The sequence below is a fragment of the Streptomyces sp. NPDC097619 genome, from assembly GCF_040302735.1.
Taxonomy (GTDB): domain Bacteria; phylum Actinomycetota; class Actinomycetes; order Streptomycetales; family Streptomycetaceae; genus Streptomyces.
The window spans coordinates 64432-78151 of sequence record NZ_JBEOSD010000002.1 but is presented as its reverse complement, the minus strand read 5'-3'; the positions used below and the strand labels follow the sequence as shown (position 1 = coordinate 78151).

Here is a 13720-nt window from a genome sequence, read left to right as displayed (position 1 = left end):
CTGTCCGGAAAGCACACAGGAATTGATGGGCCATCAGTCCGGGTCCGGGCCGGGTTCCCCGGGCGGTGCGACGGGTGCTCCGGGGGTGGCCGGCGGGGTCGCCGCGGCGGCCGCGTCGGCGGGGTCCGCCGGAGGTCGGGAGAGCATCGCGAACACGCCTTCGTCCCGGAGCCCCGCGGACCGGTAGGTGGCCAGGGCGGGCTCGTTGTCGGTGTCCACGCCCACCCAGAGCCCGTAGCAGCCGCGCCCGTGCGCCACGGCCGCGAGGGCCTCCGTGAGGGCCTTCCCGATGCCGAGCCGCCGATGGGTTTCGGCCACGGAGAGCTCGTAGAGGCACATCTCGGTGCCCTTGTCCGGGTGGCACATCTCGATGCCCGAGACCATGCCGACGGCCGTGCCCTCCACGAGGGCGAGGAGCATGACGTGCCCCTCCGCCGCGAGGAAGCGCTCGGCCCAGTCCTGCCGTACGGGGCCGTCGAACAGCTCTTCCGCGGCCCGCAGTTCCGCGACCGTGGTCGCGCGCCGGATCTCCATGCGGGCACGCTAGCGGCGCCGGCGGGCGGGTGTCCGGGGCGCGCGGGGGCGACGACCCACGGGGCGCCCGGGGTGTCCGGGGCGCTCAGGGTGCCCGGGGCCCTCGGCGTGCCCGGCGTGCCCCGGGCTCAGGCCGCCGGGGCGGCCACGGCCAGGGCGGCCGCGAAGCCCGGCGGCGCCGGCACGTCGCGCACCGTCCAGCCCGGGGTGCCCGCGGGTGCCGGTCCGGCCCCCACGTACGGCTCCACCAGGCCCGCGCCGATGCCCGCGCCGGTCCCCTTCAGGCAGGCTTCCTTCCGCGACCAGACCCGCCCGAGCCCGCCCGGCCGCTCCGCCTCGGGGAGCGCCATCAGCTCGGCGGTCTCGCGCGGGTGCAGGGTGTTGATCAGGTCGGTCACCACGGAGGCCCCCGGAACCGCCTCGATGTCCACGCCCACCCGGACCCCGCTGAAGGCCATCAGGGCCACGTCCGCGCTGTGCGACAGCGAGAAGTACAGCCGTCCCGCGCCGGGCCCGCCGAGGGTGGGACGGCCGTGCGGCCCGCCGCAGCCTGGGCAGTCCTCCCGGACCAACACCACGTCCTCCGGCGGCAGCCGCAGGTAGCCGCCGAGCAACACCCGCAGACCCACGTGCGCGGCCAGGTAACGCTGCCGGTCCCGGGGGCGGACGAAGCGGCCGGCCCGGGCCCGTTCCTCGTCGTCGAGCAGGGCGGTGTCCACGGGGTGGCCACCGACGGCGCGGCGGTCCGTGTCCAGCCGCCACAACTCCACCGACCCACCCACGGGGAGGCTCCCCGTGACCGGCCGTTCCCCGTCCAACTCCTGCGTGACCATGCCCTGAGGGTACGGGGCCGCAGGTCGGCCGCACCCGCCCGGCCTCCCACACCGGCCGGGACTCGCCCACCGGTCCCGCCCCACCGTGCCCCGTACCTGCCCAACCCGTTCCCGGGGCCACCCCCGTGGCTGGTTTCCGGAGGGCCCCGCGCCTAGCCTGGCTCGATGAAGATTGCAGTGGACGACCTCTCGGGTCCGGAGATCGCCGCGTTCCTCGCCGAGCACGTCAGCGAGATGCGCTCCATCACCCCGCCGGAGAGCAAGCACGCCCTGGACCTGGACGGGCTGCGCCGCTACGACGTCACCCTGTGGACCGTCACCGAGGACGACGGCACCATCGTCGGCTGCGGCGCCCTGAAGTGGCTGGACCGGGAGCACGCCGAGGTCAAGTCCATGCGCACCGCCGCCCGCCGCAAGCGCTCCGGCGTGGCCTCCCTGCTCCTGGAGCACCTCATCGCCGAGGCGCGCCGCACCGGCCACCGCCGGCTGAGCCTGGAAACCGGCTCCGACCCCTTCTTCGCCCCGGCCCGCGCCCTGTACGCCAAGCACGGCTTCGCACCCTGCGAACCCTTCGCGGACTACCGTCCGGACCCGCTGAGCGTGTACCTGACGCGCACGATCTGAGCGGCGCGCCTCAGTAGCGCAGGGCGGTGGCCACCTCGGCGGTCACCCCGTCCGGAAGCTCGTGCGTACTGCGGGCCGTGCCCTTGCCGGTGCCGTTCGCCGGGACGTCGTCCACGGTCAGCACCACCGTGTCCACGTCCTTGCCGGTCGGATCCTTGAAGAGGACCTGCACGGCGAAGGACTTCTCCTCGCCGGTGGAGTTGGCCACCGTGACCTCGACGGTGGTCCGGCCGTCGGCGTTCGTGGCGGGGGTGCCCAGCGTCACGGACCCCTTCACCTCGTCGCCCGTGATCCCGTCCAACTTCTCCTTCGCCGCCGCCGTGGCCGAGGAGAACACCTCCCCGGCCTCCGAGGCCGCCGCGGAGAGCTGCGCCCCGACCGAAGCCGCCGCGGACGCGGCCGCGCTGGCCGCCCCGCCACCGTCCACGGAGCCGTCCGAGCAGCCCGCGAGCCCGGCGGCGGCGAGCCCCGCCACGGCCACCGTGACCGCCGCGGCCCGCACCCCCCGCCCCCACCGGCCGGCCCGTCGCGCGGGCCCGGCCCCCGCGGACCCGCCGTCGGACTTCCGTTCCGGTCCGCCCCGCGGTCCGTCCTCCGGTCCGTACGCGTCCATGGCCGCTCCTCGCTGCCTCGGCCCGCACGGACGTGCGGGCCACACCCTCCCCAGTGAAGGCCGTACGGGTGAGCACCGCACCCGGGGGCCTTCCCCCGCCCGCCCCTTCACCCGTACGGAGCACCCCGGATGGACGTACGCCCGTACGGCGGATCAGCTGGTGCGGAGGGGAGGCGCGACACGCGGGGCCGGACCGCGACGGCGGGGAGCCGTCGGGACGGGCGGCCCACCGCACGCCCGGAGGGCGCCGCGGAGGCCCCGCCGAGGAAAGGAACCGCGATGACCCAGAGCCAGCCGAACCCGAACCCCGGCCCCGACCCGGCCGCCGGTCCGACCGCCCCCAAGACCGCCTCCTGGGGCGACTCCCCGGGCGCCCACGGCCGCGGCCGGTCCCCCGACCAGGCGAGCCACGAGGCCTGGGTCCGCGGCGGCGTGGCCTTCGCCGGCACCCTGCTGCTGTGCACCGGCATCCTCGCCGTCCTCCAGGGCATCGCCGCGGCGGCCGAGGACGACGTCTACGCCCGGGTCGGCAGCTACGTCTACAAGTTCGACCTCACGGCCTGGGGCTGGATCCACATCATCGTGGGCGCGCTCGCCATCGTCACGGGCGTGGGCCTCCTCAAGGACCAGGCGTGGGCCCGCTTCGCCGGCATCTTCCTGGCCTCGCTGAGCCTGGTCACCCAGTTCCTCTTCCTGCCCTACGCCCCGGTCTGGTCCGTGATCGTGATCGGCATCGACGTCTTCATCATCTGGGCCCTGGTCTCCCGGGAAGACCGCGCGGAAGCACCCGCCTGACCCTCCGCCCCGCGATACCGACACGGTGGGGCGGGCCCGTGGGACGGGGTGCGGCCATCACGAGATGGTCACACCCCGCTACGGAGCCCGAACCCTCCGTCAGCCTGGGGTGGTGCGCACTCACCTCACCGACCTCACCGACCTGACCCACTTCACCCGCCCCACCCACCTCGCCAGGGCCCTCGCGGGCGCGGCCCTCCTGCTGACGCTCACCGCGTGCGAAGCGGGAGGCGCGAGCGACGCGGAAGCGCCGAGCGGAGACCGGCCCCCCGGGCGAACCGCCTCCGCCCCCGCGTCGGACGAGCCGACCGCCGTCGACACCGCCGCCTTACCGGACATGACGGGCAAGGGCCTCCAGTCCGCTCAGGACCGGGCCCAGGCGGCGGGCTTCCACGACCTGCACTCCCACGACGCCCTGGGCCGGGGCCGCGTACAGGCCCTCGACCGGAACTGGAAGGTGTGCGGGCAAGTACCGGCCCCGGGCCCGCATCCGGTCGACGCCCGCGTCGACTTCGCCTCCGTCAAGCTCGACGAGACGTGCCCCGGCCGGGACCACGGCGCGACCCCGGGCGGGACGGCGACCTCCATGCCCGACTTCACGGGCAAGTCCGTCAAGGTCGCCCGCCAGGCCCTGGACCCGTCCACGAACCTCACCGTCAACGACGCCTCGTCCGCGGACCGCATGGTCCTCGTGGAGTCCAACTGGCAGGTCTGCGAGCAGGACCCGGCGCCGGGGACCGAGCTCGCCGGCCGCCCCGTCACCCTGCGCGCGGTGAAGTACGACGAATCCTGCTGACCCCGCGCCCCCCGGGCCACCGGCTTCGGGATCCGGAACTTACGCCCCCACTACTCTTGCCCGGTTAAGGTGCGCTGACCTGCGAAAAAGCCCTCCCTTGCGGGAGGGCCGGTCGGCGTGTGGTGGAGTGCCCCCGGCAGGACTCGAACCTGCGGCCAAGTGCTTAGAAGGCACCTGCTCTATCCACTGAGCTACGGGGGCCGGGATGCGGCCGTGGTGGCCGGGAGCCCCGGGGTGGGGTGGGGACCGTGGTCCGTGCCGGGTCAAGGATAGGGCTCCGGTCGCCTTGTCCCGGTTGCTTCACCCGCGTGCCACGTTGTGGAGGTTCGGTGAAGCGGTCCCGATAATCGCAGGCAGGTGCGATTCGCGCACCGCTTTTGCACGCTCCCGCGCGCGGTGTTGTGCACTCGTTATGCCTGCGCCCCAGTCGTCCGTTCTGTCCCGGGGGGACCAGCCGACTGGCGATCGGCGCGCAGAGGGCCTATAAGCTTCAAAAAGGATGCGAAATTGGGCATTCTTCGCATGTGGTGACCTTGGATGTACGGCCTCAGCTGATCGATGCCCTCTCCGCCCTGCGCGACCGGGTCGCCTCCGTGCGTCTGCCGCTGCCCCTGCCCGGCGCGCCGCGTGCCCGCCGGACCAGAGCGGAACTCCTGGCGCAGCTCGACGACTACCTCGTACCGCGGCTGCGGGCCCCCGAGGCCCCGCTGCTGGCCGTGGTGGGCGGGTCCACCGGGGCCGGGAAGTCCACGCTGGTCAACTCCCTGGTGGGGCGTCAGGTCAGCGAGGCGGGGGTGCTGCGGCCCACGACCCGGACGCCCGTGCTCGTCTGCCACCCCGACGACCACCACTGGTTCGCCGGACTGCGGGTGCTCCCCGACCTCATGCGGATCTGGTTGCCGCAGGTCGAGGAGGGCGCGGAACCCGGGATCGGCGTCGGCGCGGGAGCCGGGCACGGACACGGGCACGAGCACGGACATGGACCCGCGCACCGCCTCACCACCGGAGCGACCGGAGCGAGCGGCGTCGACGGCGGGCCCGGTGGCGCCCACCGGCCCCGCGGCCGGGGCGCCGGCGCCGGCTCCGGCGCTCGGCGCGGCGAGTACGGCGACTACGACGCGCACGACGAGCACGGGGCCGCCCCCGCCGCGCACAGCGAGCTGCGCATCGAGACCGCAGGATCCCTCCCGCGCGGGCTCGCCCTCCTCGACGCCCCCGACATCGACTCCCTCGTCGTGGAGAACCGCACCCTCGCCGCCGAACTGCTCTGCGCCGCCGACGTCTGGGTGATGGTCACGACGGCCTCCCGGTACGCCGACGCGGTGCCCTGGTACCTGCTGCGCACCGCCAAGGAGTACAAGGCGACCCTGATCACGGTGCTGGACCGGGTGCCGCACCAGGTCCTCGCCGACGTCTCCCGGCAGTACGGGGCCCTGCTCACCCGGGCCGGACTCGGTGACGTGCCGCGGTTCACGGTGCCCGAGCTGCCCGAGTCCACGGGCGGCGGCGGGCTGCTGCCGGCCAGTGCCGTGGCCCCGCTCGCCGGCTGGCTCAGCCACCACGCGCAGGACCCGGCGGCCCGTCAGCAGGCGGTCGGTCGGACCGCGCTGGGCGCCCTGGACTCGCTGCGCAGCCGGATGCCGGAGCTGGCCTCCGCCGTCGCGGCGCAGCACGCGGCGGCGGTCCGGCTCACCGCCGCGGTCGAGGAGGCGTACCGCCGCGAGGGCAAGCGGGTGCGGGCCGGCCTGGACCAGGGCGCGGTGCTCGCCGGCGACGCCCTGACCCGCTACCGCGGCTACCCCCTCGACACCACCGCCGACGAACTCCTCGACTCCCTCGCCGAAAGCCTGGCCGCCCTCCTCCAGTGCGCCGTCGCCTCCGCCGACGAGCGGATCGCGGCCGCCTGGCGCGGGGAGCCGGCCGCCGCAGGGGTGCCGCTGCCGGTCCCGGACCGCGAGGCGGCGGAGCGGATCGGGGTGGCCGTACGGCACTGGCGGCGGGTTCTGGAGGAGATCGCCGAGGAGGAGGTGGCCGGTCTCGACCGGCAGAACGCCCCCGAGGCCGACGCCGTGGCCGCCCTGCTGGTGGCCGTACTCCTCGGCGGCAAGCGGGCCAAGGCGGCCGGGGAGCGGCTGGCCCAGCGGATCGGGGCGCACACCGCGCTGCGGCTGCGGGACCGGGGCGGGGAGCTCGTCGCCGCGCACCTGGAGAAGGTCCTCAAAGCCGAACGCGACCGCCGGCTCGCCCCCCTCGACGCGCTCGAAGTCACCCCCGAACCCCAGGCCGAACTGATCGCCGCGCTGTCCGTACTGCAGAAGGAGAGGTGACCGCGGTGACCGCAGTGACCGACCAGCCCGAGCACAACCCCTCCCGCTGGGACGACGGACTGATCGCCCGCCGCTCCGGCGGCCCCGACGGGGCGCTGCCCTACGGGGCGGGGCCCGGATCCGGCGGGTACCCGGGGGATCCGGAGAGCCCCGAGGACGCGGAGGACCGCGAGACGCAGGCCCTGGCCCGGGCCGTGTCCGGGGCCGGGCGGACCGGCCCGCAGCCGGTGGTGCCCGCGCCGAGCCCGGAGGCGCAGGCCCTGCGGCTCCGTCTGGACGCGCTGCGCCAGTTGGTGGGGCTGTCCCGGACCCGTCTGGACGGCAAGACCCTCGCCGAGGCGGGCCGGGTCCTGGACGAGGCCGCCGCGCGCCGCGGGCTCTCCGCCCGGCACACCGTCGTCGCGATCGCGGGGGCCACCGGCAGCGGCAAGTCCACCCTCTTCAACGCCCTGGCGCAGGTGCAGATCTCGGAGACCGGGCTGCGCCGCCCCACCACCTCCGCGCCCATCGCGTGCAGTTGGTCCGACGGGGCCGCCGGTCTGCTGGACCGGCTGGAGATCCCCGGCCGGCTGCGCCGTCGCCCCCGGGACGCGGGCAACACCGACGAGTCCATGCGCGGCCTGGTCCTCATCGACCTGCCCGACCACGACTCCGCGCTGGTCAGCCACCGGGAGCACGTGGACCGGGTGCTGGGTCTGGTGGACGCGGTGATCTGGGTGGTGGACCCGGAGAAGTACGCCGACGCGATCCTCCACGAGCGGTACCTGCGTCCGCTGGCCGGCCACGCCGAGATCACCTTCGTGGTCCTCAACCAGGTGGACCGGCTGCCCGGCGAGGCCGCCGACCAGGTCCTGGACGACCTGCGCCGGCTCCTCGACGAGGACGGGATGGCCCTCGGCGAGCACGGGGAGCCCGGGGCCACGGTCCTCGGGCTGTCCGCGCTGACCGGTGAGGGCGTGGGGGTGCTGCGCGAACTCCTGGGCCAGTTCGCCGCCGAGCGCGGGGCCGCGACCCGGCGGATCTCCGCCGACGTGGACAAGGCCGCGCACCGGCTGCGGCCCCTGTACGTGACCGACGGACGGCGTCCCGAGATCGGGGAGGGGGCCCGCGCGGAGTTCGAGGAGCGGCTGGCGGAGGCGGTCGGGGCGCACGCGGCGGGGCTGGCGGCGGAGCGGGCCTGGCGCCGCAACGCGGGCCGGGCGTGCGGCACCCCGTGGCTGCGGCTGTGGCGGTGGTACGAGTCCCAGCGGTCCCCGCAGCGGATCGCGCAGCGCCTGACCCGGGGCGGGGCGGCCGCCGAGGCTCCGGCCGAGGAGGAGGTGACGGCCCGGCAGCGGGTGGAGCAGGCGGTGCGGGTCGTGGCCGACGAGGCCGCCGCCGGACTGCCGGAGCCCTGGGCGCTGGCCGTCCGCGAGACGGCGGTGCGGGGCGCGGAGCGGCTTCCGGAGATGTTGGACGAGCTGGCGCTGAGCGCGGAGGGGCCCGGACCGGCCGGACCGGGGGCGAAGCCGCCGCGGCCGGGTTGGTGGCCCGCGGCGGTGCTCGCGCAGGCCTCGATGACGCTGTTGCAGTTCTACGGGGGGCTGTGGCTGCTCGGTCAGATCGTGGGGGTGCTCCAGCCGGGGTTGATGGTGCCGGTGCTGCTGATGGTGGCGGGCATCGTGGGCGGTCCGCTGGTGGAGTGGGGCTGTTCGGTGGCGGCCCGGGGTCCGGCCCGCCGGTACGGGCAGGAGGCCGAGCGGCGGCTCCGACAGGCGGCGGCGGGGTGTGGCCGGGCGAAGGTGCTGGAGCCGGTGGCGGCGGAGCTGCTGCGCTACCGCGAGGTGCGGGAGCAGTACGCGACGGTGGCGAAGTTGTCCACAACCGGCCGGTAGTCCACAGGCCGCGGCGGCCCGCGGCACCTCCGGCCCACGATGTGCGTACGGCCCCGGGACGGTCCCGGGGCCGACGTGTGCGGGGTGGGTGACGGGGATGAACGAGACGGTGGTGACCCTGGTGGGGTGGGCGGCCACGCAGGTGGACTACCGGGAGACGGAGAGCGGCCCGGCGGCCCGCTTCCGGCTGGCGGTCCGGTCGCGGTACTGGAACCGCAGGCAGGAGGCGTGGGCCGACGGGCCCACGAGTTTCTACACCGTCTGGGCGAATCGTGCCCTGGCGGCGAATCTGGCCGGATCCGTGTCCGTGGGCGAGCCGTTGGTGGTGCACGGGCGACTGCGGGTGCGCGAGGTGGAGAAGGGGGAGGGCCGCCGTTTCGTCTCGGCGGACGTGGAGGCCGTCACCGTCGGTCACGACCTCGCGCGGGGCACCGCTGCGTTCAGACGGGTGATGAATGCGGACACCACTCTGACGGAACCTCAGAAGGCGGCGGTGGGCTGAGTGTTCGAGAGCGCTAGGATTCCCCGGTACTCATGGGCGCGTGGGTCTCTGGCCCGAAGGGGAAGTCTGTGTCTGCTGCCGTTCCCGCGGTTCCTGCTGCCGTTCCTTCCGTACCTCCCGTCACTGTGGCCACGGCCGCCGGACCTGCTGAATCCGTCGCTCCGGTCACGGTTCCGCTACGCACCGTGGCCGCCGGGGCGCTGCTCGCGGCCGCCCTCGCGGGCGGCGCGTGCGGCTCCGCCGCCGCGGTCGTCGGGGCCCCGGACCGGCAGGCGGGGGCCGGCGCCGTCCTGGACGGTCCGGTCACCACCGGGCAGGCCCTGCTGCGCGCCCCGGAGGGGGTGCGGCGGATCCCGGCCGGGCTGTACGAGATGCGGGTGGACGGCGGCGGCACCCTCCAGACCTACGGGCTGGACGTGGCGGGGATGGCCCCCCGGGAGACCCGGTACGCCGAGACCCCCTGGGCCGAGAGCCCGCTGGCGGGCAACCGCGAGGCCGGGCGGGTCCGCTGGATCGTCCAGCACTCCTATCCGCAGGTGAACGACCTGGCGGGGCTGGCGCGTGCGGCCGGGGCGAAGGCCCTGACGGCCGAGTCGGCCGCCGCGGGCACCCAGGTGGCGATCTGGCGGGTCACCGGCGCGACGGCCGTGGAGGCCGCCGACCCGGCGGCCGAGAAGCTCGCCGACCACCTCCAGAAGGAGGCCCGAAGGATGGCGGAACCGGCCGCCTCGCTGGGGCTGGGTCCGGGCTCGGTGGCCGGGCGGGCCGGCCGGCTGCTCGGCCCGTTGACGGTCAGCACCGGGGCGCAGAGCGTGGCGGTGGTCCTCGACGAGGCCGCCGCCGCCCGCGGGATCCGGGTGGTCGGCAAGGACGGCGCCGCGATCACCGAGGCCGTGAACGGCACCCGGCTGTGGTTCACGGTGCCCGAGGACAGCCCCGGGGGCACCGCCTCGGTGACCGTCCAGGGGACCACCCGCGTCCCGGTGGGCCGGGTCCTCACCGGTGGGCTGCCCGACCAGGCCCAGGTCGTCGCGGGCTCCAGCGAGGCCGTCACGGCGGCCACGGCCTCCGCGGTGTGGACGGCCTCCGGTTCGGTGGGCACCCTCGCCGCACCCGTCACGGCGCTGCCCGCCCCGGGGGCCTCCGCCTCCGACGGGACGGAGTCGCACGGGGACCGGCTGGCGGCCAGCGGCAGCAGCGCGGCCACCCCGGTGATCGCGGCCCTGGCGGTGGGGCTGGTGGTGCTCGGCGCGGGCGTGGTGCTGGCCCTGCGGAAGCGGCCCTCCGACCACTGACCGGTGCCGGGCCGGCGCCGGGCCCGCCCCGCGGGCGCCAGTGATCACGCAGCGGTTTCCGCCCGGGGATGGACGTACGGCAGTATGGGGTGTATCTGCCCACCCATCGATCTGCCGGACGGTTTCTCTTGGCTGAGTACATCTACACCATGCGCAAGACGCGCAAGGCGCACGGTGACAAGGTGATCCTCGACGACGTCTTCCTGAACTTCCTGCCGGGAGCGAAGATCGGCGTCGTCGGCCCGAACGGCGCCGGTAAGTCCACCGTCCTGAAGATCATGGCGGGCATCGAGCAGCCGTCCAACGGTGACGCCTTCCTGGCGCCCGGCTACTCCGTCGGCATCCTCATGCAGGAGCCCAAGCTCGACGAGTCGAAGACCGTCCTGCAGAACGTGCAGGACGGCGTCGCCGAGATCAAGGGCAAGCTCGACCGGTTCAACGCCATCGCCGAGGAGATGGCCACGAACTACACGGACGAGCTCATGGAGGAGATGGGCAAGCTCCAGGAGGACCTGGACCACGCCAACGCCTGGGACCTGGACGCCCAGCTGGAGCAGGCCATGGACGCGCTGGGCTGCCCGCCCGCCGACTGGCCGGTCACCAACCTCTCCGGTGGTGAGAAGCGCCGCGTCGCCCTCTGCAAGCTGCTGCTGGAGGCCCCCGACCTGCTGCTCCTCGACGAGCCCACCAACCACCTCGACGCCGAGTCCGTGAACTGGCTGGAGCAGCACCTGGCCCAGTACAAGGGCGCCGTCGTGGCCGTCACCCACGACCGGTACTTCCTCGACAACGTGGCCGAGTGGATCCTGGAGCTCGACCGCGGCCGCGCCCACCCCTACGAGGGCAACTACTCCACCTACCTGGAGAAGAAGGCCGAGCGCCTCAAGGTCGAGGGCAAGAAGGACGAGAAGCGCCAGAAGCGCCTCAAGGAAGAGCTGGAGTGGGTCCGCTCCAACGCCAAGGGTCGCCAGGCCAAGTCCAAGGCCCGTCTCGCCCGCTACGAGGAGATGGCGGCCGAGGCCGAGAAGATGCGGAAGCTGGACTTCGAGGAGATCCAGATCCCGCCGGGCCCGCGCCTGGGCTCCATCGTGGTCGAGGTCAACAACCTCTCCAAGGCCTTCGGTGAGAAGGTCCTCATCGACGACCTCTCCTTCACCCTGCCGCGCAACGGCATCGTGGGCATCATCGGCCCCAACGGTGCGGGCAAGACCACGCTCTTCAAGATGATCCAGGGCCTGGAGACCCCGGACTCCGGCGAGATCAAGGTCGGCGAGACCGTCAAGATCTCGTACGTGGACCAGGGCCGCGCCAACATCGACCCGAAGAAGACCCTCTGGGCGGTCGTCTCGGACGAGCTGGACTACATCAACGTCGGCCAGGTCGAGATGCCCTCGCGCGCCTACGTCTCGGCCTTCGGCTTCAAGGGCCCGGACCAGCAGAAGCCGGCCGGCGTCCTCTCCGGTGGTGAGCGCAACCGCCTCAACCTCGCGCTCACCCTCAAGCAGGGCGGCAACCTGCTCCTCCTCGACGAGCCGACCAACGACCTCGACGTCGAGACCCTGTCCTCCCTGGAGAACGCGCTCCTGGACTTCCCCGGCTGCGCCGTGGTCGTCTCCCACGACCGCTGGTTCCTGGACCGAGTGGCCACGCACATCCTGGCCTACGAGGGCGACTCGAAGTGGTTCTGGTTCGAGGGCAACTTCGAGTCCTACGAGAAGAACAAGATCGAGCGCCTCGGCCCGGACGCCACCCGGCCGCACCGCGCCACCTACAAGAAGCTCACCCGGGGCTGAGCATGGCCCGTCACATCTACCGGTGCCCCCTGCGCTGGTCGGACATGGACGCCTTCGGGCACGTCAACAACGTGGTCTTCCTCCGCTACCTGGAAGAGGCCCGCATCGACTTCATGTTCCGGCTCGCGCCGGGGGAGGGCAGCCAGTCCTTCACGGGCGGGTCCGTCGTGGCCCGTCACGAGATCGACTACAAGCTGCCCCTGCTGCACCGCCACGAGCCGGTGCTGATCGAGTCCTGGGTGACCCGGATAGGCGCCGCGTCCCTGACCATCGGCTACGAGATCAAGGACGAGGCCACCGAGGACTCCCCGGAGAAGGTCTACGTCCGCGCCTCCACCGTCGTGGTGCCGTACAACCTCGCCGAGGGGCGGCCGCGCCGCATCACGGAGGAGGAGCGGTACTTCCTGGAGAAGTACCTCGACGACGAGGACGCGGGCCCGGAAGGGACCGTCGCGGCATGACCGACCGGCTCTGCTTCGCCGATCCCGGGGAGGCGGCGGACCTCGCCGCCTTCCTGGGCCGCCTGGTGCACTACGACCGCGCGGCGGCCGTCCGGCTCCAGGCGGGGGGCGGGGCGCTGGCCGTCTTCGGCCGCCCGCCCTCCTTCGAGGTGCTGGCGGTCCGTGCCGTCCGGCTCGCCGAGCCCGCCGAACTGGACCTGACGGTCTCGGCGGGCGAGCTGCTGGAGACCATCGAGGAGTCGGCCGCCACGGCCAAGGTGCCCGGCGCGGTCACCGGCCCGCCCTGGGCCGGGGTGCTCCCGCCCCGGGGCGGCTGGCGGCCGGTGTCCGGGGTGCCCGAGGCGGAGGCCATGCGGGCCGTGGTCGGGGCCGCGGTGGCCGAGTTCCGTTCCCGGGACGAGGCCCTGCCGGCCGAGGAGCGCACCCGCTCCGCGCGCGACCGGATCGGCCGCGAGATCTGGTCCCGCACCCTGGCGGGTACCGAGCTGCCGCTGCGGGCCGTGCACGCGGCCCAGTCCCTGGGCTTCCTGCGGCCCGCCGCGAGCGGACCGGTGGCCGTGGCGGTCCTCACCTCCGGGAGCTGGCTGCGGCTGCGCACCCCGTACGGCTCGGTGGTCATCCGCCGCCCCGGCGGTGCTACCGGCGGCCTCGGCGCGCTCCAGGTCAGCCCGGTCTGAGGCCCGACCCGGCTGCCCGGCCGGACCCGACGTACGAGGACCCCGGTCGCCGTCCCTCTCCGCTCACTGTGGGAAGGGACGGCGACCGGGGTCCTCTGCGTCGATGCGCGTGCCCGCGCGGGCACGGACGCGGCTCAGCCCGCGGTGTTCACCATCGAGGCGGCGGCGTAGGTGAGGTAGCGCCACAGCTGCTGCTCGTGCTCCGGGGCCAGCCCCAGCTCGTCCACGGCCTCCCGCATGTGCGCCAGCCAGGCGTCGTGCGCGGCCCGGTCCACGACGAACGGGGCGTGCCGCATGCGCAGCCGCGGGTGGCCGCGGTTCTCGCTGTAGGTGGTGGGGCCGCCCCAGTACTGCATGAGGAACAGCGCGAACCGCTCCTCGGCGGGGCCGAGGTCCTCTTCCGGGTACATCGGGCGGAGCAGCGGGTCCTGCGCGACGCCCTGGTAGAAGCGTCGGACGAGCCGGCGGAAGGTCTCCTCGCCGCCGACCTGCTCGTAGAAGGTCTGCTCCTGCGTGTCCCCTGGAATCTCATTCACCCGACCATCGTCTCAGACGCCCGGACGGAGTACCGGGGACCCAGGACCCCCGGCCGATCT

At 74.2% G+C, this 13720-nt stretch carries 14 protein-coding genes and 1 tRNA gene; 10 read left to right on the top strand and 5 right to left on the bottom strand.

The window, feature by feature from the left end; genetic code table 11:
• Window positions 1–33: 33 nt before the first annotated feature.
• Together ABTZ17_RS00975 and ABTZ17_RS00970 are read right to left on the bottom strand one after the other, a co-directional pair.
• The gene (locus ABTZ17_RS00975) at window positions 34–534 is read right to left on the bottom strand and encodes a GNAT family N-acetyltransferase (RefSeq protein WP_352193370.1); all 501 of its coding nucleotides are present in this window, start codon (window positions 532–534) and stop codon (window positions 34–36) included.
• A gap of 128 nt (window positions 535–662) precedes the next feature.
• Complete coding sequence (locus ABTZ17_RS00970) at window positions 663–1367, bottom strand: 4'-phosphopantetheinyl transferase family protein (RefSeq protein WP_352193369.1); 705 nt, start codon at window positions 1365–1367, stop codon at window positions 663–665.
• Window positions 1368–1532: 165 nt separating this feature from the next.
• Between ABTZ17_RS00970 and ABTZ17_RS00965 the strand changes: the two genes are divergently transcribed.
• Window positions 1533–1991: a GNAT family N-acetyltransferase gene (locus ABTZ17_RS00965; protein WP_352193368.1), complete on the top strand. Its 459-nt coding sequence runs from the start codon at window positions 1533–1535 to the stop codon at window positions 1989–1991.
• 10 nt (window positions 1992–2001) lie between these two features.
• On the opposite strand, the gene ABTZ17_RS00960 is transcribed toward ABTZ17_RS00965, so the two are convergent.
• Complete coding sequence (locus tag ABTZ17_RS00960; RefSeq protein ID WP_352193367.1) at window positions 2002–2604, bottom strand: hypothetical protein; 603 nt, start codon at window positions 2602–2604, stop codon at window positions 2002–2004.
• Window positions 2605–2883: 279 nt separating this feature from the next.
• Here ABTZ17_RS00960 and ABTZ17_RS00955 point away from each other — a divergent pair, with 279 nt between their 5' ends.
• Both ABTZ17_RS00955 and ABTZ17_RS00950 read left to right on the top strand, forming a co-directional pair.
• A complete protein-coding gene (locus ABTZ17_RS00955) occupies window positions 2884–3399 on the top strand; it encodes a DUF7144 family membrane protein (protein ID WP_352193366.1) in 516 nt (171 codons plus the stop codon).
• Between the two features lie 112 nt (window positions 3400–3511).
• On the top strand, window positions 3512–4195 hold the full coding sequence (locus ABTZ17_RS00950; RefSeq protein ID WP_352193365.1) for a PASTA domain-containing protein: 684 nt from the start codon (window positions 3512–3514) through the stop codon (window positions 4193–4195).
• A gap of 128 nt (window positions 4196–4323) precedes the next feature.
• Here ABTZ17_RS00950 and ABTZ17_RS00945 read toward each other — a convergent pair.
• A tRNA-Arg gene (locus ABTZ17_RS00945) sits at window positions 4324–4396 on the bottom strand.
• A gap of 332 nt (window positions 4397–4728) precedes the next feature.
• On the opposite strand from ABTZ17_RS00945, the gene ABTZ17_RS00940 reads away from it, so the two are divergent.
• The 7 genes from ABTZ17_RS00940 to ABTZ17_RS00910 all read left to right on the top strand — a co-directional run bounded on the left by ABTZ17_RS00940 (window position 4729) and on the right by ABTZ17_RS00910 (window position 13124).
• Entirely contained in the window at window positions 4729–6522 is a 1794-nt protein-coding gene (locus ABTZ17_RS00940; RefSeq protein WP_352193424.1) for an ATP-binding protein, read from the top strand.
• A 5-nt stretch (window positions 6523–6527) separates the two neighbouring features.
• Complete coding sequence (locus ABTZ17_RS00935) at window positions 6528–8396, top strand: YfjP family GTPase (RefSeq protein ID WP_502994569.1); 1869 nt, start codon at window positions 6528–6530, stop codon at window positions 8394–8396.
• 97 nt (window positions 8397–8493) lie between these two features.
• Window positions 8494–8898, top strand: coding sequence for a single-stranded DNA-binding protein (locus ABTZ17_RS00930; protein ID WP_352193363.1), 405 nt, complete (start codon window positions 8494–8496; stop codon window positions 8896–8898).
• A gap of 185 nt (window positions 8899–9083) precedes the next feature.
• Complete coding sequence (locus ABTZ17_RS00925; protein WP_352193362.1) at window positions 9084–10193, top strand: Cys-Gln thioester bond-forming surface protein; 1110 nt, start codon at window positions 9084–9086, stop codon at window positions 10191–10193.
• A gap of 128 nt (window positions 10194–10321) precedes the next feature.
• A complete protein-coding gene (gene ettA, locus ABTZ17_RS00920; RefSeq protein WP_352193361.1) occupies window positions 10322–11986 on the top strand; it encodes an energy-dependent translational throttle protein EttA in 1665 nt (554 codons plus the stop codon).
• 2 nt (window positions 11987–11988) lie between these two features.
• Window positions 11989–12447: an acyl-CoA thioesterase gene (locus tag ABTZ17_RS00915; protein ID WP_352193360.1), complete on the top strand. Its 459-nt coding sequence runs from the start codon at window positions 11989–11991 to the stop codon at window positions 12445–12447.
• The gene (locus ABTZ17_RS00910; RefSeq protein ID WP_352193359.1) at window positions 12444–13124 is read left to right on the top strand and encodes a DUF8010 domain-containing protein; all 681 of its coding nucleotides are present in this window, start codon (window positions 12444–12446) and stop codon (window positions 13122–13124) included. The genes ABTZ17_RS00915 and ABTZ17_RS00910 overlap by 4 nt, the downstream gene beginning before the upstream one ends.
• 134 nt (window positions 13125–13258) lie before the next feature.
• On the opposite strand, the gene ABTZ17_RS00905 is transcribed toward ABTZ17_RS00910, so the two are convergent.
• Window positions 13259–13660, bottom strand: coding sequence for a globin (locus ABTZ17_RS00905; RefSeq protein ID WP_352193358.1), 402 nt, complete (start codon window positions 13658–13660; stop codon window positions 13259–13261).
• Window positions 13661–13720: the final 60 nt, after the last annotated feature.

What these genes read in the sequence shown, in the direction of transcription:
- ABTZ17_RS00975 (WP_352193370.1), bottom strand. Translation starts at nt 534, where the DNA reads ATGGAGATCCGGCGCGCGACCACGGTCGCGGAACTGCGGGCCGCGGAA.
- ABTZ17_RS00970 (WP_352193369.1), bottom strand. Translation starts at nt 1,367, where the DNA reads ATGGTCACGCAGGAGTTGGACGGGGAACGGCCGGTCACGGGGAGCCTC.
- ABTZ17_RS00965 (WP_352193368.1), top strand. Translation starts at nt 1,533, where the DNA reads ATGAAGATTGCAGTGGACGACCTCTCGGGTCCGGAGATCGCCGCGTTC.
- ABTZ17_RS00960 (WP_352193367.1), bottom strand. Translation starts at nt 2,604, where the DNA reads ATGGACGCGTACGGACCGGAGGACGGACCGCGGGGCGGACCGGAACGG.
- ABTZ17_RS00955 (WP_352193366.1), top strand. Translation starts at nt 2,884, where the DNA reads ATGACCCAGAGCCAGCCGAACCCGAACCCCGGCCCCGACCCGGCCGCC.
- ABTZ17_RS00930 (WP_352193363.1), top strand. Translation starts at nt 8,494, where the DNA reads ATGAACGAGACGGTGGTGACCCTGGTGGGGTGGGCGGCCACGCAGGTG.
- ABTZ17_RS00915 (WP_352193360.1), top strand. Translation starts at nt 11,989, where the DNA reads ATGGCCCGTCACATCTACCGGTGCCCCCTGCGCTGGTCGGACATGGAC.
- ABTZ17_RS00910 (WP_352193359.1), top strand. Translation starts at nt 12,444, where the DNA reads ATGACCGACCGGCTCTGCTTCGCCGATCCCGGGGAGGCGGCGGACCTC.